Annotated in this window: 19 protein-coding genes; 12 read left to right on the forward strand and 7 right to left on the reverse strand. The window is 68.1% G+C overall.

Features of this window, described 5'->3' with window-relative positions:
• Nucleotides 1-151: 151 nt before the first annotated feature.
• Together U0177_RS12300 and U0177_RS12305 are read left to right on the forward strand one after the other, a co-directional pair.
• Nucleotides 152-736: a zinc ribbon domain-containing protein gene (locus U0177_RS12300; protein WP_409570928.1), complete on the forward strand. Its 585-nt coding sequence runs from the start codon at nt 152-154 to the stop codon at nt 734-736.
• A gap of 150 nt (nt 737-886) precedes the next feature.
• A complete protein-coding gene (locus tag U0177_RS12305) occupies nt 887-1,822 on the forward strand; it encodes a hypothetical protein (protein ID WP_409570929.1) in 936 nt (311 codons plus the stop codon).
• Between the two features lie 13 nt (nt 1,823-1,835).
• Here U0177_RS12305 and pabB read toward each other — a convergent pair whose 3' ends face one another.
• Genes pabB through U0177_RS12325 form a run of 4 tightly spaced genes read right to left on the reverse strand, consistent with a single transcriptional unit; the run spans nt 1,836 to nt 5,247 of the window.
• Nucleotides 1,836-3,581: an aminodeoxychorismate synthase component I gene (gene pabB, locus U0177_RS12310; RefSeq protein WP_409570930.1), complete on the reverse strand. Its 1,746-nt coding sequence runs from the start codon at nt 3,579-3,581 to the stop codon at nt 1,836-1,838.
• A 44-nt stretch (nt 3,582-3,625) separates the two neighbouring features.
• Complete coding sequence (locus U0177_RS12315; RefSeq protein ID WP_409570931.1) at nt 3,626-4,471, reverse strand: hypothetical protein; 846 nt, start codon at nt 4,469-4,471, stop codon at nt 3,626-3,628.
• A 41-nt stretch (nt 4,472-4,512) separates the two neighbouring features.
• A complete protein-coding gene (locus tag U0177_RS12320; protein ID WP_409570932.1) occupies nt 4,513-4,719 on the reverse strand; it encodes a hypothetical protein in 207 nt (68 codons plus the stop codon).
• Nucleotides 4,720-4,728: 9 nt separating this feature from the next.
• Nucleotides 4,729-5,247, reverse strand: a complete 519-nt coding sequence (locus tag U0177_RS12325) for an NUDIX domain-containing protein (RefSeq protein ID WP_409570933.1) — start codon at nt 5,245-5,247, stop codon at nt 4,729-4,731.
• Between the two features lie 295 nt (nt 5,248-5,542).
• On the opposite strand from U0177_RS12325, the gene folK reads away from it, so the two are divergent.
• Nucleotides 5,543-6,049, forward strand: coding sequence for a 2-amino-4-hydroxy-6-hydroxymethyldihydropteridine diphosphokinase (gene folK / locus U0177_RS12330; protein ID WP_409570934.1), 507 nt, complete (start codon nt 5,543-5,545; stop codon nt 6,047-6,049).
• A 204-nt stretch (nt 6,050-6,253) separates the two neighbouring features.
• On the forward strand, nt 6,254-7,396 hold the full coding sequence (locus tag U0177_RS12335) for a sensor histidine kinase (RefSeq protein WP_409570935.1): 1,143 nt from the start codon (nt 6,254-6,256) through the stop codon (nt 7,394-7,396).
• Nucleotides 7,397-7,401: 5 nt separating this feature from the next.
• Here the strand turns inward: U0177_RS12335 and add are convergent, their stop codons facing one another.
• The 3 genes from add to rpsU form a co-directional block, all read right to left on the reverse strand.
• Nucleotides 7,402-8,439: an adenosine deaminase gene (add, locus tag U0177_RS12340; protein WP_409570936.1), complete on the reverse strand. Its 1,038-nt coding sequence runs from the start codon at nt 8,437-8,439 to the stop codon at nt 7,402-7,404.
• Between the two features lie 111 nt (nt 8,440-8,550).
• Nucleotides 8,551-9,636 carry a peptide chain release factor 1 gene (prfA, locus tag U0177_RS12345; RefSeq protein ID WP_409570937.1) on the reverse strand — a complete coding sequence of 362 codons (1,086 nt, stop codon included), beginning with the start codon at nt 9,634-9,636 and terminating at the stop codon, nt 8,551-8,553.
• Nucleotides 9,637-9,776: 140 nt separating this feature from the next.
• Nucleotides 9,777-9,968: a 30S ribosomal protein S21 gene (gene rpsU, locus U0177_RS12350; protein ID WP_409570938.1), complete on the reverse strand. Its 192-nt coding sequence runs from the start codon at nt 9,966-9,968 to the stop codon at nt 9,777-9,779.
• A 340-nt stretch (nt 9,969-10,308) separates the two neighbouring features.
• Here rpsU and pyrR point away from each other — a divergent pair, with 340 nt between their 5' ends.
• From pyrR to U0177_RS12390, 8 genes are all read left to right on the forward strand, one after another.
• Nucleotides 10,309-10,845 (forward strand): bifunctional pyr operon transcriptional regulator/uracil phosphoribosyltransferase PyrR, encoded by a 537-nt coding sequence (gene pyrR / locus U0177_RS12355; RefSeq protein ID WP_409570939.1) that lies wholly within the window; start codon nt 10,309-10,311, stop codon nt 10,843-10,845.
• 9 nt (nt 10,846-10,854) lie between these two features.
• A complete protein-coding gene (locus tag U0177_RS12360; protein WP_409570940.1) occupies nt 10,855-11,844 on the forward strand; it encodes an aspartate carbamoyltransferase catalytic subunit in 990 nt (329 codons plus the stop codon).
• Nucleotides 11,841-13,529, forward strand: coding sequence for a hypothetical protein (locus U0177_RS12365; protein ID WP_409570941.1), 1,689 nt, complete (start codon nt 11,841-11,843; stop codon nt 13,527-13,529). Before U0177_RS12360 ends, U0177_RS12365 begins: the two co-directional genes overlap by 4 nt.
• Complete coding sequence (locus tag U0177_RS12370; RefSeq protein ID WP_409570942.1) at nt 13,513-14,991, forward strand: dihydroorotase; 1,479 nt, start codon at nt 13,513-13,515, stop codon at nt 14,989-14,991. Before U0177_RS12365 ends, U0177_RS12370 begins: the two co-directional genes overlap by 17 nt.
• Nucleotides 14,992-15,033: 42 nt before the next feature.
• Nucleotides 15,034-15,900: a hypothetical protein gene (locus U0177_RS12375; RefSeq protein ID WP_409570943.1), complete on the forward strand. Its 867-nt coding sequence runs from the start codon at nt 15,034-15,036 to the stop codon at nt 15,898-15,900.
• 20 nt (nt 15,901-15,920) lie between these two features.
• Nucleotides 15,921-17,066 (forward strand): quinone-dependent dihydroorotate dehydrogenase, encoded by a 1,146-nt coding sequence (locus tag U0177_RS12380; RefSeq protein WP_409570944.1) that lies wholly within the window; start codon nt 15,921-15,923, stop codon nt 17,064-17,066.
• A 181-nt stretch (nt 17,067-17,247) separates the two neighbouring features.
• Nucleotides 17,248-18,153: a sortase gene (locus U0177_RS12385; RefSeq protein WP_409570945.1), complete on the forward strand. Its 906-nt coding sequence runs from the start codon at nt 17,248-17,250 to the stop codon at nt 18,151-18,153.
• 25 nt (nt 18,154-18,178) lie between these two features.
• Nucleotides 18,179-20,014, forward strand: a complete 1,836-nt coding sequence (locus tag U0177_RS12390) for a hypothetical protein (RefSeq protein ID WP_409570946.1) — start codon at nt 18,179-18,181, stop codon at nt 20,012-20,014.
• The last annotated feature ends 300 nt before the right edge of the window (nt 20,015-20,314 follow it).

Genomic DNA, 20,314 nt, shown 5'->3' on the forward strand with positions numbered 1-20,314 from the left:
GCGCTATGATACCGCGTCGCCGGTGGGCTGTCAATGCTTCAGAGGGGCCAGCGACGCAAGATCCGGCGCGCTGCAACCTTTTGCCGGCGTGCTGCGTATAACCACTAGCGTGTGATTACATGTAATCGCACATAGTTCATGGAGCAGCCGTATGGCCAACACAACAACCTGCGAGCGCTGTGGCGGCGAGAACCCGCACGACGCGCGTTTTTGTATCGACTGCGGCGCGACGCTGGGGCACGCAAGCACCGGCCCGACGACACAGCTGCGCGGCGCGATCTGCCCGCACTGCCACGCATACAACCCCGAAGAGGCGCAGTTCTGCGCCAGCTGCGGGCGCAGCTTCGCGCCAGCGCCACGGCCCACCGCGCCACGGCCCACCGCGCCGCCGCGCCAGAGCTACCCGCGCATGGCGACGCCGCCGCACCTTCAGCCATACCGCCCCGCGCCAATCTTCCGGCCGTCCGCGCCGCGCCGCAACCCGGCGCCGATCGTGTTTCTGGTGGGGCTGGTGCTGCTGATGGCCAACGGCGCGCTGTGGCCGGGGATTCTGGTGCTGATGGGCGTGACGATGCTGGTGCGGCAGGTCGCGCGCGGCCGCCCCGACCGCGCTGTCGGTATACTGATCTGGATTGTGGCGCTGGCGTTCCTGGTGAACAGCTCCATGCTCTGGCCGGGGATTTTCGTGCTGCTGTTCCTCAGCGGCATCTTCGGCAGGTGGGGCGGGCACTGGTAGGCGCACGCAACCCGCCGCCACGGCCTCGCGCTCGGCTGAGCGCGGGGCTTTTTTGTGCCAGCAGGTCTGGCACAGACATTGCTACAGCCAAGCAGATCCGGCCGATCGCCACGGCCGGCGAGGGCGGCATAGCCCGCCGAGGAGCACACCATGAAGAATACAATTATCGGTATTTTCGACGACCCGAGCGCCGCGCGGCGCGCGCTTGAAGAGCTGCGCGACGGCCAGCTCCACGTCGACGATGTGTCGATCATCTCGCGCGCCACCGAGACGGGCGCGCCCGTCAGCAGCGTCGACGACGTGTCGGCAGGCGAGGGCGCAGCGGTTGGCGCAGTCTGGGGCGGGCTGGTAGGCCTGGCGGCGCTGCTCATTCCGGGCATTGGCCCATTTGTGGCGTTTGGTGCGCTGGGCGCAGCGCTCACCGGGGCGGTGGCGGGCGCGGTGGTTGGCGGCATTGCCGCAGCGCTGATCGATTTTAGCGGCATCCCCGAGGCCGAGGCCCAGCGCTACGAGCAGCAGGTGCACCAGGGCAAGACGCTCGTGGCCGCTAAAGTCGACGAGGCCGACAGCGTCGCGGCGCGCCGGATTATGGTCGGCGCCGGCGCCGAGTCGATCCGCGACAACCAGACCGACCTCACCGGCGGTGGCGCAGCCGTGCGGGTGGCCACATACGACGCGGGCGGGCAGCCGGTGAACCAGGCGCTTGAGTACGGCGCGCCGACCAACCCCACCACAGTCGATCGCGAGCAGCGCAGCGCCGTGCCGCTCGAGCCGACGGCGAATGGCCTTGAGCCGGTGATCGAAGATACGGCGCGCACCGCCGGAACGATTGGTGTCGGTCGTGCAGCTGCGGTGGAGGCCACCGCGCCCAATCCCCAGCCGCCCGAGACTTTGGGGGTGCCGCCGGCCACGCCCGGCGGGCCACGCGTCTCTACCCCAGACGCGCCGCCACGCCCGCGCCACGAGGAGCGGAAGCCGCTTCCCAGCGCTGAGCAGCCCGACAGCACCACGCCCGACGCGCCGCGCGAGCCCGAGCTCGAAGGGCCTGATACCAACCTGCCGCGTACGGGCGAGCGCACGATGTAGGCGCCGCGCGGAGCTACAGGCGCACGGGAACCCAGCCGCGCACGCTGTTGATCAGCCAGAGCCGCGCTGCACGCTCAACATCGGCGCGGCTCAGCGCGCGCTCGTGTAGCTCGCCGCGCTCGATCAGATCGGCACGCAGCGTGCCGGGCAGCAGGCCGCACTCCACCGGCGGGGTGAAGCGCTGGCCATCGATTTCGGCCACCAGGTTGCCAATGGTGAACTCGGTGACCTCGCCCGCCGTATTCCACAGCAGCACGTCAAAAGCCGCCGGCCGCTCGGCCCGGCGGCTTTCGTACGCCGCGCGCTGCGTGGTCTTGTGGAACAAAAAGCGGTCGCGCCGATCCACCGGCGTGCGCGCAAACGCCACCGGCAGCGGCCCTGGTGCCGGTTCGACTACCAGCGGCTGGCGCTCGACACGCAGCTCGCCATCGCGCGCCAGCAACAGGCGCACGCGCCAGGCGCCAGGCCCAGCCTCGCGTGCTGCCTCGTCGAGCGCAGACGCTGCGGCAGCGCGGCTGAGCGCGAAGCCAAAAAACGCCGCCGACTCGGCCAAGCGCGCCAGGTGGCGCTCGCGCAGCGCGAACTCACCCTCCTCAAGCCGCAGCGTCTCGAAGAGCGCGAATGCGGCCAGGCGCTCGGCCAGCAGCGCGGCCTTGAGCAGCGCCTCGGCATGCTCGTCGGCGGCGGTCGAGTCCCAGGTGATCCCGCCGCCAATACCATACTCGGCGGCACCGGCGCGTGTATCGAGCGTGACAGTACGGATGGCAACGTTGAACGTGGCCGCACCGCCCGGCGCCACCAGCCCGATCGCGCCGCAGTACACCCCGCGCGCGGTAGCTTCCAGCTCGGCCAGCAGCTTCATGGTGGCGATCTTGGGCGCCCCGGTGATCGAGCCGCAGGGGAACAGCGCGGCGAAAATATCGTCCAGCTCGGTGCCGGGGCGCGTCGCGGCGGTGACGGTAGAAGTGAGCTGGTGCACCGTCGGGTAGCGTTCGATCTCGAACAGGCGCGGCGCCGCCACCGAGCCAACCTGTGCGACGCGCCCGATATCGTTGCGCAGCAGATCGACGATCATCAGGTTTTCGGCGCGATTCTTCTCCGAGGCGGCAAGCTGGGCAGCAAGCTGCGCATCTTCGGCCAACCAGCGCCCGCGCGGCGCCGTGCCCTTCATCGGGCGCGCCACGATCCGTGCGCCATCCCACGTGAAAAACAGCTCGGGCGAGGCCGATAGAATACGGTAGCGGCCAATGTTCAGGTAAGCGCAATAGCGCGCGGCCTGGGCGGCGCGCAGCTGCTCGTAGAATGCCCGGTCGTCGCCGCTGAAGCTGGCGCGCAGCCGCATTGTATAGTTGGCCTGGTAGGTGTCGCCGCGGCCAATCGCCGCGCGGATGCGGTCGATCGCGGCGGCATAGCTGGCGCGGCTGGTGTCGGGCCGCCACTCCGAGAGCGTGAACGGGCCGGGCGGCGGCGCTGCGGCGGGGCGCTCGGGCGCGTCGAACAGGCCAAACCACAGCAGTGGCAGGTCGCCGCGCGGCGCGCGCACGCGCAGGGCCGGCTCGAACGCTGGCGCTGCCTCGTAGGCGACAAACCCAGCCGCGTACATGCCGGCGCGTGTCGCACGACCTAGCTCACGCAGCGCCGGCCGCACTTCGCCAGGCGTAGTTGCCAGCAGCACCGCGCGCGGGTTGGCGAAGCGCAAGCGGCGCGGCTGGCCGGCGTCGTCGGCGAAATCGTAGATCAGCAGGCAGTCATCGGGCATGGGCAGCGCGTACACTCCAGGTTGCAAACGGCTCGTACGTGGCGCTAGCCGCCGAGCCAGGCGAGCCACTCTTGCTCGAGCGCGCCCAGCGGCTTGCCATACACGCCAGCGTAATCCGACGAGCCAATCGCACCCTGGCCCGAGACGTACAGCCGATCGAATTGCTCGCGGCCATATGCGCCAATCAGGTATTCGACAAAGCTGGCCCACTCGTAGTACAGCGCGTTCATCGCGCCCACGCCCAGGCCACTGTAGTCGGTGGCGAGCGGGTAGTAGGTGCCGGCGCGGCGCTGCTCGCGCACATACGAGCGAAAATCAGGCTGGCCGCCAAGCCAGTACTCGCCGGCGGCCCACGTGGCCGCGCCCTCCGAGAGGATCAGATCCGAGCGCATGTGTGCGTCGCCATAGCGATCCTGCTCGAGCTGGTGCGTAAACTCGTGGGCCATGATCGCAACCGCGCGGGCGCGCGGGATGCCCGGACAGGTAAAGACATGCATCTGGCGAACATCGGTGTAGGCGATGCCGCGCAGGCCGCAGCCGTCGTCGCGATCGATCACAGCAGTGAAGCGCGCGCTCGGCCCGCTGCCAAATCGCTCGACGACATAGCCCAGCGCGCGCTGGAGGTCGGCTGCCAGCGGCGCACGCTCGTCGGGGTATAGCCCATCGTCGACATGCGTATCAAACGAGGCTAGGGGTATTGCCGCGCCGCTGATTGGCGCAGGGGTGGCGGATTGGCTGGCCTGCGGCTCGGGCGCGGTAAGCGGCGGCTGCCAGCGCGAGACAAGCCGGCGCGCGGTGGCGTCGGGGCGCAACACCAGCAGCAGCACGGCGATCGAGGCCAGGGCGATCAGGAGCACCTTGGCAGTGTTGGCGGTATCGCGCGCTCTCATAGAGGTGTAAGTATACCATGCCGGCGGCCGCGCCGGGCATGTCAGGCCTGCGGCGGCTCAGGCTCCGGCTTCTCGGCTTCGGCCGCGCCGGCGCCAGGCGCCTCGCTTTGTTTGATCTCGTCGTGCAGGCGCCAGATCATGCGCGAGCGCGCAGCATGCCAGGCCGCGCTCTTTGGCCCGGTTTCGCGCAGCAGAATAAGCTGCTGAAGCTGTCGACGCAAGTGCTGGGTATGCGGGTCGCGCCTCATGGGTTGCTCCTATGCACTGGCCAGCCAATCGTCCAGCGCGCGGCGGTGGGTGTGGTGCGAGATCGGCGGCAGCGCGCCGGGGGCGAAAAAACCTAGGTCGTCGGCATCGTCGCCGGCAGCCAGCGGGCCTAGGTCGTCGCAGGCGATGTGGAACACCAGCAGTACCCCGGCGCCGCGCGGGTCGTCGGTATAGTGGTAGACGCCCAACAGCCCGGCCACACGCGCCGCCAGCCCGGTCTCTTCCAGCACCTCGCGGCACGCCGCCGCCTCGGGCGGCTCGTCGGCCTCGGCAAAGCCACACGGCAGGCACCACAGCCCACGGCCCGGCTCGTGGCGCCGCCGCACCAGCAGCACCTCGCCATCGCGCACGAGCAGCCCGCCGCATGCGAGCTTCGGGTTGATATACACCACAAAGCCGCAGTCCGGGCAGGCCGGGCGCAGCCGGCCGCTCGCCACGCGCTCGGCCAGCTGAGCGCCACAGCGCGAGCAGAAGCGCAGCGGCTGCCACTGCGTCTCGCGATCGGTCATCGTATGCTCCCTCCGGCGGCCACAAAAAACCGGCGCACATCTCTCATTCTATTACCAAGCCTTCGTAATAAACTACTTGCAAATACAAAACATCGCCGCTATAATAGCAGATCCTACCACTTGAACAACGCGGCGCTGCGGAAGTTTTAAGAAACGATGAAAAGAACACTCCCGTCGCCGCTAGCATCGTTATAATCGTCAGTTCGCTCTATATTGCATAGTACCACCATCCGCTCTCGGCGCGCTATGGTCTATTGTCGTCTCGCCTGGGCCACTATCGATTGTGAGTCGGCATATGAAACTGCACACGGTCTATATTGGTCTCGGCAGCAACCTTGGCGACCGCGTGGCGTACCTGCGCGAGGCAGTACAGCGGCTTGGCGCGATCGTCTCGATCGCCCGCGCATCGCAGCTGTACGTTGCCGCGCCGCTCGGGTATGTCCGCGACGATGCATTTATCAACGCGGTGGTATCGGGCACTACCACGCTCAAGGCGCTCGATCTGCTGCAGATGATGCAGGCGATCGAGAGCGCCATGGGCCGGCGGCCGGTGCAGTATGGGCCACGGCCGATCGATCTCGACTTGCTGTTTTACGACGCGGTGCAGATCGAAACGCGCAAGCTCACCATTCCGCACCCGCGCCTGCACCAGCGCGCATTTGTGCTCAAGCCACTGGCCGAGATCGCGCCAAAGCTGATGCACCCTGTGCTATATTATACGGTGTCGCAGCTCCTCCAAGATGTCGAAGACGCCGACCAAGTGCAGATCTACGATACTGAGAAGGCGCTGACGCGGGCCTGATCGCGCAGCAGGCCGGCGTGCCGCCAAAAATCCCAAAACCCGGCCACGAGCACCCTGCGCAAGGGTGTTTTTTGTGCCGCAAACTCGCCCAGCCGCGCCGCGTTGGCGCTGGAACAGTTATTGCTACAACCGACGGGCAGTGTCCAGGCGGTCTCCACATTGACGCCTGTTTGAGATCCGCGCTAAACAGAAACGAGACCCCTTATGGTACATCCTTCCGCCCGCGAGCCGCTTGCGTGGCTGCTCGACGTGATGCGGGCGGCCGATACTCCCGATCTCGTCGAGCAGGCGCGGCAAGTGCTCGCCGCGCTGCGCCGCGACCCGCGCATTGTGGCGGCGGGCCTCTGGTGCGGCGACACCCACGCATCGCGCTGCCTGGGCCAGCATAACCTCGACGAAACTGCGCTGGCGCCGCTGGTCGCCGAGGTGCTCGCCAACGGGCAGCCGCTCACGCGGCCCGCTCCCTTCGGCGACGCGGCCGAGCTGAGCCTGCTGCCGTTGTGCTACGCCGAAGCCACCTTTGGCGTGCTGGCGATCGTCGCGCAGCCGCGCGAGCCGGCCGATATGCTGCGCTGGCGCGTCGTCGCCGCGCATCTTGGCGCCAGCCTGTGGCCAGCACAGCAACCGCAGCAGACCGAGCAGGCGCTCAGCAACGAGTGGGACGACTTCATCGCGCACGCAGTTCACGAGATCAAGAACCCGCTGGCCTCAACCAAGGGCTACGCCGATCTGCTGCTGCGCCGCGCTAATAAAGATGCGAACGAGAACTATCGTAAAGGGTTAGTCGTCATCTCTCAGCAGGTAACAAAGGCCACCGGCCTGCTCGAGCAGCTATCGGACACCTCGCGGATCAACACGAATCGCATTCATATCGAGCCAAGCTACGCCGACCTAGCGGATGTCACGCGGCGGGTCGCGCAAGAGCAGCAGATCAAAACCGATCAACACTTGATCGACATCGAGGGCGTAGCCGAGGCGCTGTACACCACCTTCGATGTCGCGCGCATCAGCCAGTGCCTTGAGGCGATCATCGGCAACGCGGTGAAGTTTTCGCCAAACGGCGGCACAATTTCGATCGGCCTGAGCGAGCAGCCTCAGCCAGGCGGAAGCAGCGCCGCCGTGGTGTCGGTGAGCGACCAGGGAATCGGCGTGCCCGCCGCCGAGCGCGAGCGCATCTTCGAGCGCTTCAAGCGCGGCAGCAATGTGGTCGGGCTCTTCAGCGGGCTGGGGCTGGGGCTGTTCATCGCGCGCGATCTGGTGCAGCGCCACGGCGGCCGAATGTGGGTCGCAGGCGAGCCGGATCAAGGCACTACCGTGTTTTTGCTGCTGCCGCTGCGCCGCCGCTAGCGCGGCTACAAGCGCGCCAGCTCGTCGGCAAACTGCCGCTCAAGCGCGGCGCGCTCGTCGGCCGGAAGAAAGGCCGCGCGCACGCCGTTGAGCGCCAGCTGGGCCAGATCATCGGCGCCGAAGCCAAATACGCGCGCCGCCAGCCGGTACTCGTCGTTCAGCGTAGTCTTGAAAAACGTCGGGTCGTCGGTATTCAAGGTAATCGTCACCCCGGCGTCGAACAGCCGCCGCAGCGGGTGCGACGCCATATCGGGCACCGCGCCAGTGTAGAGATTGCTCGACGGCGACACATCGAGCACGACGCCGAGCGCGCGCAGGTGCGCAAGCAGCGCAGGGTCGTCGATGCTGCGGATGCCGTGGCCGATGCGCTCGCAGCGGAGCACATCGACGGCACCCCAGACGCTGGCAGGCCCGACGACCTCGCCGGCGTGGGCCATCAGGTGCAGGCCGGCCCGGCGCGCGGCGGCGAACACCTCGGCGAACAGCTCGGGCGGGTAGTTCAGCTCGTCGCCGCCGATCGACCACGCCACCAGGCCGTAGCGCATATTCTGGATCGCCAGCTCAAGCACCTTCCAGGCCGTCTCGGCGCCAAACTGGCGGCCATAATCGAACGCCAGGCGCACGCGGGTGCCGCGCTCGCGCTCGGCGCGCGCAAAGCCGGCCATCGCGCCCTGCACCACCTCGCCCAGGTCGATGCCGCGATTGAAGTACTGGAAGGCCGAAACCATCACCTCGGCGTAGCGCACATTCTGGTCGGCGAGCTGGTGGCCCAGCTCGTAGGCCAGCAGCTCGAAATCCTCGCCGCGCATCAGCGAGCGCGCCAGCACCATGAACACCGTCAGAAACTCGTGGAAATGCCGGTAGTTGAACAGCTGAGCCACGCCGGCGACATCGCGCGCAGGCAGCTCGACGCGGTTGCGCTCGGCGATCCGCAGCAGCGTTGCGGGCTGCACCGCGCCCTCCAGGTGCAGGTGCAGCTCGACTTTGGGCATCGCGGCAATAAAAGCTTCTAGCGACGGTGCTAGCGGCTGTTGCGTACTCACAGGCCACCTCGTGCGCGCTGACAGCGCCTATTTCAGGGGTCAAAAAAGGGGGCTAGCCTGGGCGGCACCCCCGGTTCTGGTATGGAAATAACCGCGTGCGTTCCTGGGTAGTTACGAGTCGATCCCCACGGCTTCGAGACGCTCGGTATTATCGTACACCACCAGCGCCTCGATCAAGCGGTCGATGTCGCCGTCGAGGATGCCGGGCAGGTTCGAGAAATTCTGGCCGATCCGGTGATCAGTGACGCGATCCTGCGGGAAGTTATAGGTACGAATCTTCTCGGCGCGTTCGCCGGTGCCCACCTGAGCCAGCCGCGACTCGCCGAGCTCTTTCTGGCGTTTCTCCTGCTCGATCGCGTAGAGCCGGGCGCGCAGCACCGATAGCGCGGCGGCCTTGTTCTTCAGCTGCGAGCGGCCATCCTGGCAGGTGACCACGATCTCGTCGGGGGTGCCGCCCTTATACACGATCCGCACGGCCGAGTCGGTAGTGTTGACGCCCTGGCCGCCGTGCCCGCCCGAGCGGAATACGTCGACGCGATAATCTTCGGGGCGTAGCTCGACATCGGTTTCTTCGACCTCGGGCAGCACCGCGACGGTAGCGGTAGAGGTATGGATGCGGCCGCGCGCCTCGGTGGCCGGCACGCGCTGCACGCGGTGCGTGCCGCCCTCGTACTTCAGCTGGCTATACGCACCCTCGCCGTGCACCTCGAACACAACCTCTTTAAAGCCGCCGACGCCGTTCTCGCTGGCGTTGACAACCTCGAGCTTCCAGCCGCGCCGCTCGGCGTAGCGCGAGTACATCCGAAACAAATCGGCCGCGAACAGCGCGGCCTCATCGCCGCCAGTGCCCTGGCGAACCTCGAAGATCACATTCTTCGAGTCGTTCGGGTCGCGCGGCAGCAGCAGCAACTTGATCCGGCCGGCCAGCTCGTCGCGGCGGGCGCGCAGCTGATCGAGCTCGTCTTGCGCGAGCGCGCGCAGCTCGGCGTCGTCGGCCTCGTCGAGCATCTGCTGGGCCTCGCGGGCCTGGCGATCGACGTCGTTATAGGCCCGGTAGGCCATCACCACGTCCTCGAGCTCGCTCAGCTCGCGTGCGATCTGCTGGAGCCGCATGTGGTCGGTCGCCACGTCGGGCTGGGCCATCAGCTCGCTCAGCTGGTTGTAGCGCGCATCGAGGCTCGCGAGTTTGTCGAACATATAAACGATCCCTTAGAGGTTATTTTGCAGCATGATGCGCTGGCGCGCACCCGACATTATAGCATAGCTGACCGACACAAAATGCCCATACCAGGGCACTGCTGGGCAGTGCGCCCCGGTATGGGCACGAGTGCTGCGGCCTAGTGCGACTGCAGCGCCTTCTTGCGGCGGTTGCGCTCGGCGCGGCGGCGCTTCTCTTTGCGCTGCTCGCTCTTCGAGACAAAATGCATCTTCTCGCGGTAGGTTTTGGTGATGCGCTCGGCGACCACGCCCTTATTGAAGCGGCGCAGCAGCTGCTCGACGGTCTCTCCTTCACGGCGCTCGACTTTCATAGCCTGCGTGACATACGAACACGACCACCGCAGCGGGCGATCGATATTCGGCTGTCGTTGCTTTCACCTCCCCCCGCACGAGTTTCAATGTGCTGAACACAAGGCACTATTATATACGCGAAGTAGCGTTTTGACAACCTAGCTTGACACCGAGTCGCGAGCATGCTAGGATACGGCCACCTTTAATTCGGCCCTGCGAGGCTGAGAAGGGAAGACTGCATGTCTCCGACGACACCCCGCGCCAGTTTGGCGCGCCCACAGCATAGCCTGCCCGCCCCCCTCGCCAATTGGCGAGCGCGGGGCTTTTTGTTTGGCCTATTTCGCATGTGAAGGCACCTGCATGAGCGAAAAGCAGATCCTATCGGTCGACGACATCCGGCGCGCGATCACGCGCATCGCCCACGAGGTGGCCGAGCGCAACGAGGGCGTGCGTTCGGTGGTGCTGGTGGGCATCCGCCGGCGCGGCGTGCCGCTGGCGCAGCGGATCGCCACGGCGCTGGCCGATTTTGAGGGCGAGCGCGTGCCGGTGGGCACGCTCGACATTACGCTGTATCGCGACGACCTGGGGTTGCGCGGGCCGGCGCCGGTGGTGCGCTCGACGAGCATTCCGCTCGACATCACCGGCCGCACGGTGGTGCTGGTGGACGACGTGCTGTACACCGGGCGCACGGTGCGCGCCGCACTCGACGCGCTGGCCGACCTAGGCCGCCCCGCGCGCATCCAGCTGGCGGTGCTGATCGACCGCGGCCACCGCGAGCTACCGATCCGCGCCGATTTCGTGGGCAAAAATGTGCCAACCGCCAGCGACGAGCGGATCGAAACGCGCCTGAGCGAGGTCGACGGCAGCGACGACGGCGTGTTTATCGTTAGGGAATAGGGAGCCGATATGACCACACTGACGAATACCACAGTCGCAGCATCGCCAGCCACCAACTCCCAATCTTCGCCACCCCGCCGCCGCCACGTGCTCGACCTCGACGACTTCAGCCGCGACGAGATCATTGAGATCCTCGAGACGACCGCCAGCATGAAAGAGGTGCTGAGCCGGCCGATCAAGCAGGTGCCGGCGCTGCGCGGCACCACCGTGGTGAACATGTTCTTCGAGGATAGCACGCGCACGCGGATCTCGTTCGAGCTGGCGGCCAAGGCGCTCTCGGCGAATGTGGTGGCGATGACCAGCAAAGGCAGCAGCGTCGAAAAGGGCGAGTCGCTGATCGACACGGTGCGCACGCTCCAAGCGCTAGGCGCCAACATCATCGTGATGCGCCACGGCGAGAGCGGCGCGCCCTACCTGGTGGCCCAGCACTTCCACGGCTCGGTGCTGAACGCCGGCGACGGCCGCCACGCCCACCCAACCCAGGCGCTGCTCGACCTGTTCACAATCAACGAGCGGCTTGGCCGCGTCGAGGGCCTGAAGGTGGTGATCGTCGGCGATATTGTGCACAGCCGGGTGGCGCGCTCGAACCTGTGGGGCCTGACGGCCATGGGCGCCCAGGTGACGCTGTGCGCGCCGCCGACGCTGCTCGGGCCGGCCGCGCTGTGGACGGCGACCTGGCCAAATGTAACGATCAGCCACAGCCTGGACGCGTGCGTGGCCGGCGCCGACGTGATCATGACGCTGCGGCTGCAGAAAGAGCGCCAGGAAGCCGGGCTGCTGCCGTCGCTGCGCGAGTATAGCCGCGTGTTCGGCGTGAACGCCGCGCGGGTGAAGCGCGCCGCGCCACACTGCCTGGTGATGCACCCCGGCCCGATGAACGAGGGCGTCGAGATCATGCCCGACGTCGCGACTTCGCGCCAGTCGGTGATCGAGACGCAGGTGACGAACGGCGTGGCGGTGCGCATGGCGCTGATGTACCGCCTGGCCGAAGTTTCGTGAGCGAGCAGACAGGCGGCACAGGCGAACCACACCCTGCCGCCTGCATTTCGCCGGCTGCCACGAGCGAAGAGCCGAGAATCGAGAGCCGAGAGCTGAGAGCCGAGAGCCAAGAACCGAGAGCCAAGCGGCAGGGCGGCGGCGTCGCGCCGGCAGACCGGGTAGCGACGTGGGCCGGGCTGCTGCTGCTGGCGATCTACCTACTGAGCACCGGCGGGCAGCCATTTATCAGCGACGGCGAGGTGATGCTGATCACCGCAATGCGGATGGTGGACGAGCGCACGGTTTCGCTGCCCGAGGGCGCGGCGATCTACCCGCAGACAGTGCGGCGCGCCGACGGAGTGTTGTTCTCGAAGTACGGCCTGGGGCAGCCGCTGGCGGCCGCGCCGCTGTACGCATTCGGGCGGTACGTGCTGGGGCGGGCGATTGGCGCCGGCGCTGGCGCGTTCTACGTCGGGCGGTTCCTCACGCTGCTGCTGCCGGCGCTGGCAACCGCGCTGAGCGGCGCGCTGCTGTGCGCCTGGTCGGCGCGGCTGTACCAGTCGGCGCGGGTGGGCGCGGCGCTGGCGCTGCTGTTTGGCGTGGGCACGCTGGCCTGGCCGTACAGCCGGTTCTTCTTCAGCGAGCCGCTATTCGCCGCCGGGCTGCTGCTGGCTGCGCTGGCGATCGCGACGCGGCGCCCGCTGATCGCCGGGCTGGGCTTCGGCTATGCGCTGCTGACGCGCGTGGGCGGGCTGGTGCTGCTGCCGGCGTTTGGGCTGTATCTGTGGCTTAGCGCGTCTGACGATCGACAGCGGGCGATGGACGAACGGAGCGGCTACCAGCTAACGTCCATCGTGTCTCGTCTATCGTCTTCCGCGCGCGGCAAACGGGCGACGTTCTTCCGGCAGTGCGTATGGTTTGGGCTGGGCCTCGCGCCGTTCGCGCTGGCGATGGCGGGCTACAACTGGGTGCGCTTTCGATCGCCGATCGAGCGCGGCTACGCCAACGAGAGCTTCAGCGGCAACCTGATCGAGGGGCTGTACGGCCTGCTGCTGAGCCCTGGCAAATCGGTGTTTCTGTATGTGCCGCTGCTGCTGGCGCTGCCGTGGGCGATTGCGCCGTTCGCGCGGCGCTGGCGGGCCGAGGCCGCGCTGATCGGGCTGCTGACGCTGGCGACGCTGGCGCAGAGCGCGCTGTGGTGGATCTGGTGGGCGGGGTGGGGCTGGGGGCCGCGCTTTCTGGTGCCGCTCATGCCGTTTCTGGTGCTGCCGCTGGGGGCGCTGCTGGAGCGGCCGGGCTGGCGGCGGGGCCTGATCGCGCTGCTGGCGCTGTCGATTGGCGTGAACTTGCTCGGCATCCTGGTCGATTTCAACATCTACATCAACGACCTAACGCGCGGCGACATCGGGCGCGAGCGGATCTACCTGTACCAGCCGGCCTACTCGCCGATCGTGGCGCACCTGCGCATGCTCGACCTGCGGCAGGCGCCGATCGTGAGCTTCGCGCTGAACGACCCGCGCTTTGGCTTCCCGCAGCCCTGGGCGGCGATCGGCTCGGCCAGCTTCGTGCTGCTGCTGATCGTGGCGGCGCTGGGGCTGTGGCGCGCGCTGCCGCCGGCAGAGCACGCATTCGCTTCGCGCCCTGGCGCTACACAAACCCAGGCGGCCAGTTTCAATAAAGAGGAACACAATGCGCTACCTGATTAAAAATGGCTCGATCATCGACCCGGCGCGCCGGGTTGCGACGGTTGGCAACGTGCTGGTGGAGAACGGCAAGGTCGCGCGGGTGATCGACCTGGCGGATCTTTCGACCGAGCAGGAGCCGCTGGGCGAGGGGATCGAGGTGATCAACGCGCGCGGCGCAGTGATCGCCCCCGGCTTCATCGACCTGCACACGCACCTGCGCGAGCCGGGCGAGGAGCACAAAGAGACGATCGCCACCGGCACCGCTGCGGCGGCGCGCGGCGGCTTCACCACGGTGTGCGCGATGCCGAACACGCGCCCGCCGCACGACCGCGTCGGCGTGGTGCGGCAGGTGCTGGGCGCCGCGCGCGAAGGCGGCGCGGTGCGCGTCGAGCCGATCGGCGCGATCACACTCGGGCGCGAGGGCAAGAACCTGACCGAGATGGCCGAGCTGGTCGAGGCCGGCTGCATTGCCTTCAGCGACGACGGCAGCCCGGTGAGCGACCCGGCGGTGATGCGCAACGCCCTGGCCTACGCGGCCATGCTCGGCGTGCCGATCATGAGCCACTGCGAGGATCTCAAGCTCAGCCATGGCTGGGCCATGCACGAGGGCGTGATCAGCACGCGGCTGGGGCTGCCCGGCTACCCGGCGGCGGCCGAAGAGGTGCAGATCGCCCGCGACATCGCGCTGGCCGAGATGACCGGCGCGCACATCCACATCTGCCACGTCAGCACCGCCGGCGGCGTGGCGCTGGTGCGCGCGGCCAAGCAGCGCGGCGTGCACGTGACGGCCGAGGCCACGCCGCACCACCTGACGCTGACCGACCGCTGGGTTCTCGGCTCGCTCGGCGAGCCAAACGAGCAGCGCGCGCCCACCGGCCGCGGCAAGCGCAAGCACAAGCACGACCCCGAGCTGGCGCTGCCGGGCTGGCTCGACCCGACCAAGATCGCGCCCTACGACACCAGCACGCGCGTCAGCCCGCCGCTGCGCGCCGAGGAAGATGTCGAGGCGCTGATCGAAGGGCTGCGCGACGGCACGATCGACGCGATTGCCACCGACCACGCGCCACACAGCCACGTCGATAAGGAGTGCGAGTATCGCCTGGCCGCGCCGGGGATCTCGGGCCTGGAGACCGCGCTCGGCCTGGTGCTGACGCTGGTGCACCGCGGCGAGATGGACCTGGTGAACTTGATCGCCAAGCTAACCGAAGGGCCGGCCTCGGTGCTCGGCCGCACGCCCGCGACACTGCGCCCGGGCTCGGACGCCGACATCGTGATCTTCGACCCCGACTACAATTGGGTGGTCGACACCGGCAAGTTCGCCTCGAAAGGCGTGAACACGCCGGTGAACGGCCAGCGGCTGAAGGGCCAGGTGATGCTGACGATGTACCACGGCGCGATCGCCTACCGGCGCGGCAACTTCGGCGGCAGCACCGGGATACTCCAGCAGGCCTCGCGGCTGGAGGGGATTTTGGAAGACGAGTAGGCCGATTACCAGGCGTATACCGCCGACGCACGCCAGACGCTTATGATCCAACAGCGCTTTCTCACAATTGCCGACCAGCGCGCGCTCACGCCAAAGCTGCGCTGGCTGACGCTCGACGCGCCCGATCTGGCGCGCGGCGCGCGCGCCGGCCAGTACTTGCTGGTGCGCTGCGCCGAGCCGGACGCCGACGACCCGCTGCTGCGCCGGCCGCTGTTTGTGGCTGCGGCCGAGCCGGCGCTCGGCCAGATTGCGCTGCTGTTCGCGCCAAACGACCGTGGCCTGGCCTGGCTTGCGCGCGGGCGCCCCGGCGATGTGCTCGACGTGCTCGGGCCGTTCGGGCGGCCGTTCGCGCTTGGCCCGCGCACGCGCACGCTGCTGTGCGTTGGCGCCGGGCCGGGGCTGGCGGCGCTGCTGCTGCTCGCGCGCGCCGCAGCGGCTCAGCAGGTGGCGGTGACGCTGCTGGCCGGCGCCGGCGCCGCCGACGAACTACCGCCGGCCTACCTGCTGCCCGGCGAGGTCGAGTACCAGACGATCGCTGGCGCGGCGACCGACCTGCTGGCGAGCCAGCCATCGGCGGCGGCCAATACGCCAGACGAGCAACGTGCCAGCGAAAAACGCAGGCGCGAGACCCCGGCGCCGGCTGCGCCGGCATCCCTGCCGCCGATCGCCTGGGCCGACCAGGTGTGCGCGGCGCTGCCAAGCGGCCAGCTGCCAACCTTGGCGAACGCGATCCGCGCGGCGCGGCTGCGCTGGGAGCCGGGCTTCGCCAGCGCGCTGCTGGAAGGCCCGCTGATCTGCGGCGTCGGAGCCTGCGGCGCGTGCCCAGTCGAGCTGCGGCGCGGCATCCGGCTGCTGTGCAGCGATGGCCCGGTATTCGATCTGCGCGACCTGGCGCTAGAAGCCGCCTGAACAGGACAAACGAACACTCTATGCTCTACCGCACTCTTAAGCCGCTGCTGTTCCGGCTCGAGGCCGAGCGCGCGCACAACCTGGTGAGCGGGCTGCTGCGCGCGGCCGACACCCCAGCGCTGCGCGCGCTAGTGGCGGCGCTCGCGCCCGCCGACGACGCGCTCCTCGCGTGCGATGTGGCCGGGCTGCGCTTCGCCAACCCGGTCGGGCTGGCGGCCGGCTTCGACAAGCACGCTACGCTGATCGGGCCGATGGCCGCGCTAGGCTTCGGCTCGGTCGAGGTCGGCACCGTTACGCCGCGCGCGCAGCCTGGCAACCCACGCCCGCGCCTGTTCCGGCTGCCGGAAGACGCCGCGCTGATCAACCGCATGGGCTTCAACAGCCCCGGCATGGTCGCCGCTGCCCAAAACCTGCGTGGGTACCGCCAGGCGCAAGCGCCGAAAAGCGCGAGCGGTTTGCTGCACATTGGCGCGCGCCTCTCGGCTCGCGGCTCGCTCATTATTGGCGTGAATATTGGCAAGAACCGCACGACCGAGCTGGAGCGCGCGGCCGAAGATTACCTGGCGGCGTTTGTGGCGCTGGCGCCGCTGGCCGACTACATCGCGGTCAATATTTCGTCGCCGAATACGCCTGGCCTGCGCAAGCTGCACGAGCGCGCGGCGCTTGAGCAGCTGCTGGGCGAGCTGAACGCGCTCAACCGCCGCATGGCGCGGCCACGCCCGGTGTTCCTGAAAGTATCGCCCGATGAGGCGCCCGCGCAGCTGAGCGAAGTTGTCGCGGCGGGGCTGGCGGCCGGCGTCGATGGCTTTATCGCGACCAACACCACGCTGGCGCGCGCGGGGCTGCGCAGCCCGCAGTCCGGCGAGGCCGGCGGCCTGAGCGGTCGGCCGCTGGCGGCGCCCGCGCGCCAGGTGATCGAGCAGATTCACCGCTTCAGCGAGGGGCGCGCGCCGATTATCGGGGTGGGTGGAGTGGCCTCGGCCGCCGACGCATACGCGCATATCCGCGCCGGGGCGAGCCTGGTGCAGCTCTACACCAGCCTGATCTACGCCGGGCCGGGGCTGGTATACCAGCTCAAGCGCGAGCTTGCAGCACTGCTACGGCGCGACGGCTTTGGCTCGGTGGCGGCGGCTGTCGGCAGCGCGCCCACGGCCTACGCACGGTAGTACCTCGCAGCAGCCGACCGGGCGCCAGCCTGACGTATCACTTTACACTCATCCGACAGCCAGCCCGATAATTTCCCATTAGTTACCTTTTTCCTATTGCACGCATGCCATGGCTAGTGTATAATCGCCCCAGTGGACACTAATGGCATAGTGCCGGGTGTTGCGGCGCCTGAGGCCAAGGATGCCAATTCGCAAACAGTCCCGCTCGACAGCGCGCAAACAAGCCGAGCTTGATCTGCTGCAAAACCTGATCGACGCGCCCACGGCGCCCGCCGAACGGCGGCTGGCGCCGATTGCGTTGCGCTCGGCATCCGAGCAGCGGCGGCACGCGCTGCGCGGCTTTCTGCTGCGCAGCTGGGTCGATTCGATGCTGGGCTACGCCGAGCGAATGGTGATCGTAGCGGCGCTGCTGGTGTTTGGCTACTGGCTGGCCGATGGGCCAATCCGCGACTGGCTGCACGAGTACCAGAACCCAGTGCCCTCCCCGCCGATCGCAGTGGCAGCCGCCCCGGCCGCACGCGCCAGCGGTGCCGGGCCGGCGGCGCGCCCGCGTAGCGCTCCGGCGCCGGCGGTGCTGCTGCCCTACACCACCGACGTCACGGAGCCGCCGCCGCCCGAGAACGAGTTCCTGGCGCCGCGCCAGGGCGTCATCAGCGAGCCGGAGGCCGGCGCGCCCGAGCCAACGCACCTGCTCATCCCTGCGATCGCGCTCGATACGCCGGTGAAAGAAGTGTTTGTCGTCGACGGCGCCTGGGAAGTGGCCGACTATGCCGCGGGCTACCTGCACGGCACTGGCCTGCCCGGCGATACCGGCAACACCGTGCTGGCGGGCCACGCCGGGATGCGCGGCGCAGTGTTTCGCGATCTCGGGTCGCTCGGCGCCGGCGCCGACATCTTTCTCGACGCCGCCGGGCTGCGCTACCATTACCGCGTGCGTGAAAGTAAGAATGTCTGGCCGAATCAAATCGAAGTGCTCGACCCAACCAGCACGCCCACGCTGACGCTGATGACCTGCACAAACTGGGACACGCAGCGCCTGGTGGTCGTCGCCGACCTGATCGAATCAAAACCGTCTCCACGCCCGTAGCGGGCACCAGCGGGGGTTTAAAGCTATGCAACGCTTTCGCACCACACGACCAACATCCGGGCGCAGGCCAGCACGCTGGACGTTCATCGAGGTTACCATGCTTGTGGTGGCCATCCTGATGATTGTCTTCCCACTGTATGCCGAGGCGTACCGCTGGGTGAACCCGCTCGTGGCGCCGGCCGCGCCGCGCCCGCAGGCCGAGGCGACAAACACCGGCGCAGTCGGCGACCAGCGCGCCACACAGACGCCGATCGACAACCCGACTGCCACAACGGCGCCAACTGCCACCACCGACCCGAACGCGACCACGCCGCCTACCGCCACGACGGCGCCTACCGCCACCACCGACCCGAATGCGACCACGCCGCCTACCGCCACGACGGCGCCTACCGCCACCACCGACCCGAACGCGACCACGCCGCCTACCGCCACGACGGCGCCTACCGCCACCACCGACCCGAACGCTACGGCGACCACGCCGCCCGCGGCTTCGCCGACCAGCCCGCCCACCAACACGCCGGTGCCGGGCACGCCAACGCCAACGCTTACGCCGGTGCTGGGCGAGCCGCCGCTGCGCCTGGTGAAAAGCGCCTCGGTTGGCGTGGCCTCGCCTGGCCAGCAATTCGAGTACACGCTGTCGGTGTTCAGCGCCAGCACCAGCGCCAGCACTGTGACGGTCAACGACGCGATCGACCAGCACTTCACGATCGTCGGCGCGAGCGCAAGCAAAGGCTCGTGCACGGTGTCCGGCGTGAACGTGAGCTGCAGCGTGCCGGTGCAGAACAACCAGCCGGTGACGATCAGCATCACCGTGAAGGTGCGCGGCGACGCCCAGCCCGGCCGCGTGCCGAATCAGGCCGCTGCCCAGGACGGCAACCAGAACACCGCCGCGTCGGACAAAGTCTACGTCGATATCAACCAGGCCGGCCCGGCGCCCACCACCAGCGGCCCCTCGCCGACCACCGGCCCCTCACCGACCACCGGCCCCTCGCCCACTGCGCAGCCCACCGAGAAGCCGACGTCGAAGCCCGGCGGTGGCGGTGGTGGCGGTGGGAGCTCGCCCACGCCGCCGCAGCCGACCTCGCCGCTGCTGCCGCCGCTGCCGCCCACGCCGCGCCCCGGCGCGCGACCGACCGCGCGGCCGGCTGGGCGCGGCACCGCAGTGGCCACGGCCAAGCCGGGGGCCAGCAGCACGCCCACCAGCCAGCCCACCGCGACGCCGCCCAGCAGCTACTTCCGCATGGCTAGCGACTGGGGCAGCGCCTTCACCGGGCAAGACATCACCTATGTGATTGCGTTCCGCAACACGCAGAAGAGCGGTGATTTCAAGAATGTGCAGATCTCAAGCGCGCTGCCCGATAATCTCGAGATCAAAAGCCTAAGCTCAGACGTTGGCGACGCGCAGCGCCAGGGCAACCTTGTGACGCTCAACCTCGACACGCTGGGGCCAGACAAAGGCGTCGAGATCAAGGTCAACGCGACAGTGAAAGATACGGTCGAGATCGGCACGCGGCTGGTGAGCCAAGCCGAAGCCACCTACGATGGCCTGGGCCAGTCGTTGCGCTCGAATATCGTCACAGTGCTGATCGTTGGCTCGCAGCTCGGCCCGGTGGCGCAGGCCGCTACGGCGGCACCCAGCGCGACGGCGGCGCCTAGCGCCATAATCGCCGCGACCGCAACGATCACGGTGGTGCCAACGGCGACTTCGACGAACAAGCCGCCAGTGGCGACGCCTACCCCGGCGCCGGCCCCGCAGCTGCCAAACACCAGTACGGGCGTGCCGATCTCGGGCTTTGCGCTGCTGGGGCTGACGCTGCTGCTGCGCACAGTGCGCATCCACCGCGCGCAGACACGAGTGTAGCCGCTCACGCTGCCTCAACCTAGCAAAAAGCGAACATCGCCTCCCCGTTTGGGGAGGCGATGTTCGCTTCCTGGCCTGTGCTTATACCAACTCCGTTTGATTACTTGTGTTTTCTTTACGGCGCCCGGCTTTGCCGGGCGCCGCACAAGAAAAGAAATGGGGCGGCTTCGCCGCCCCCAAACCCACCAGGTACGTCATCAAGCGAATGTATTATACGCCTGCGCTTGATCACGTATAGATTAATCGGCTCGCCACGCAGTGCAGCACAATGCCGCCCCAAACCCCCACCAAGCGGCAGCG

It is taken from the genome of Kouleothrix sp. (genome assembly GCF_046328425.1).
Classification (GTDB): domain Bacteria; phylum Chloroflexota; class Chloroflexia; order Chloroflexales; family Roseiflexaceae; genus Kouleothrix.

What these genes read in the sequence shown, in the direction of transcription:
- U0177_RS12375 (WP_409570943.1), top strand. Translation starts at nt 15,034, where the DNA reads ATGATCCAACAGCGCTTTCTCACAATTGCCGACCAGCGCGCGCTCACG.
- prfA (WP_409570937.1), bottom strand. Translation starts at nt 9,636, where the DNA reads ATGTTCGACAAACTCGCGAGCCTCGATGCGCGCTACAACCAGCTGAGC.
- pabB (WP_409570930.1), bottom strand. Translation starts at nt 3,581, where the DNA reads ATGCCCGATGACTGCCTGCTGATCTACGATTTCGCCGACGACGCCGGC.
- U0177_RS12320 (WP_409570932.1), bottom strand. Translation starts at nt 4,719, where the DNA reads ATGAGGCGCGACCCGCATACCCAGCACTTGCGTCGACAGCTTCAGCAG.
- folK (WP_409570934.1), top strand. Translation starts at nt 5,543, where the DNA reads ATGAAACTGCACACGGTCTATATTGGTCTCGGCAGCAACCTTGGCGAC.
- pyrR (WP_409570939.1), top strand. Translation starts at nt 10,309, where the DNA reads ATGAGCGAAAAGCAGATCCTATCGGTCGACGACATCCGGCGCGCGATC.
- U0177_RS12300 (WP_409570928.1), top strand. Translation starts at nt 152, where the DNA reads ATGGCCAACACAACAACCTGCGAGCGCTGTGGCGGCGAGAACCCGCAC.
- U0177_RS12335 (WP_409570935.1), top strand. Translation starts at nt 6,254, where the DNA reads ATGGTACATCCTTCCGCCCGCGAGCCGCTTGCGTGGCTGCTCGACGTG.
- U0177_RS12305 (WP_409570929.1), top strand. Translation starts at nt 887, where the DNA reads ATGAAGAATACAATTATCGGTATTTTCGACGACCCGAGCGCCGCGCGG.
- U0177_RS12325 (WP_409570933.1), bottom strand. Translation starts at nt 5,247, where the DNA reads ATGACCGATCGCGAGACGCAGTGGCAGCCGCTGCGCTTCTGCTCGCGC.
- U0177_RS12315 (WP_409570931.1), bottom strand. Translation starts at nt 4,471, where the DNA reads ATGAGAGCGCGCGATACCGCCAACACTGCCAAGGTGCTCCTGATCGCC.
- U0177_RS12390 (WP_409570946.1), top strand. Translation starts at nt 18,179, where the DNA reads ATGCAACGCTTTCGCACCACACGACCAACATCCGGGCGCAGGCCAGCA.
- U0177_RS12385 (WP_409570945.1), top strand. Translation starts at nt 17,248, where the DNA reads ATGCCAATTCGCAAACAGTCCCGCTCGACAGCGCGCAAACAAGCCGAG.
- U0177_RS12380 (WP_409570944.1), top strand. Translation starts at nt 15,921, where the DNA reads ATGCTCTACCGCACTCTTAAGCCGCTGCTGTTCCGGCTCGAGGCCGAG.
- U0177_RS12360 (WP_409570940.1), top strand. Translation starts at nt 10,855, where the DNA reads ATGACCACACTGACGAATACCACAGTCGCAGCATCGCCAGCCACCAAC.
- U0177_RS12370 (WP_409570942.1), top strand. Translation starts at nt 13,513, where the DNA reads ATGCGCTACCTGATTAAAAATGGCTCGATCATCGACCCGGCGCGCCGG.
- rpsU (WP_409570938.1), bottom strand. Translation starts at nt 9,968, where the DNA reads ATGAAAGTCGAGCGCCGTGAAGGAGAGACCGTCGAGCAGCTGCTGCGC.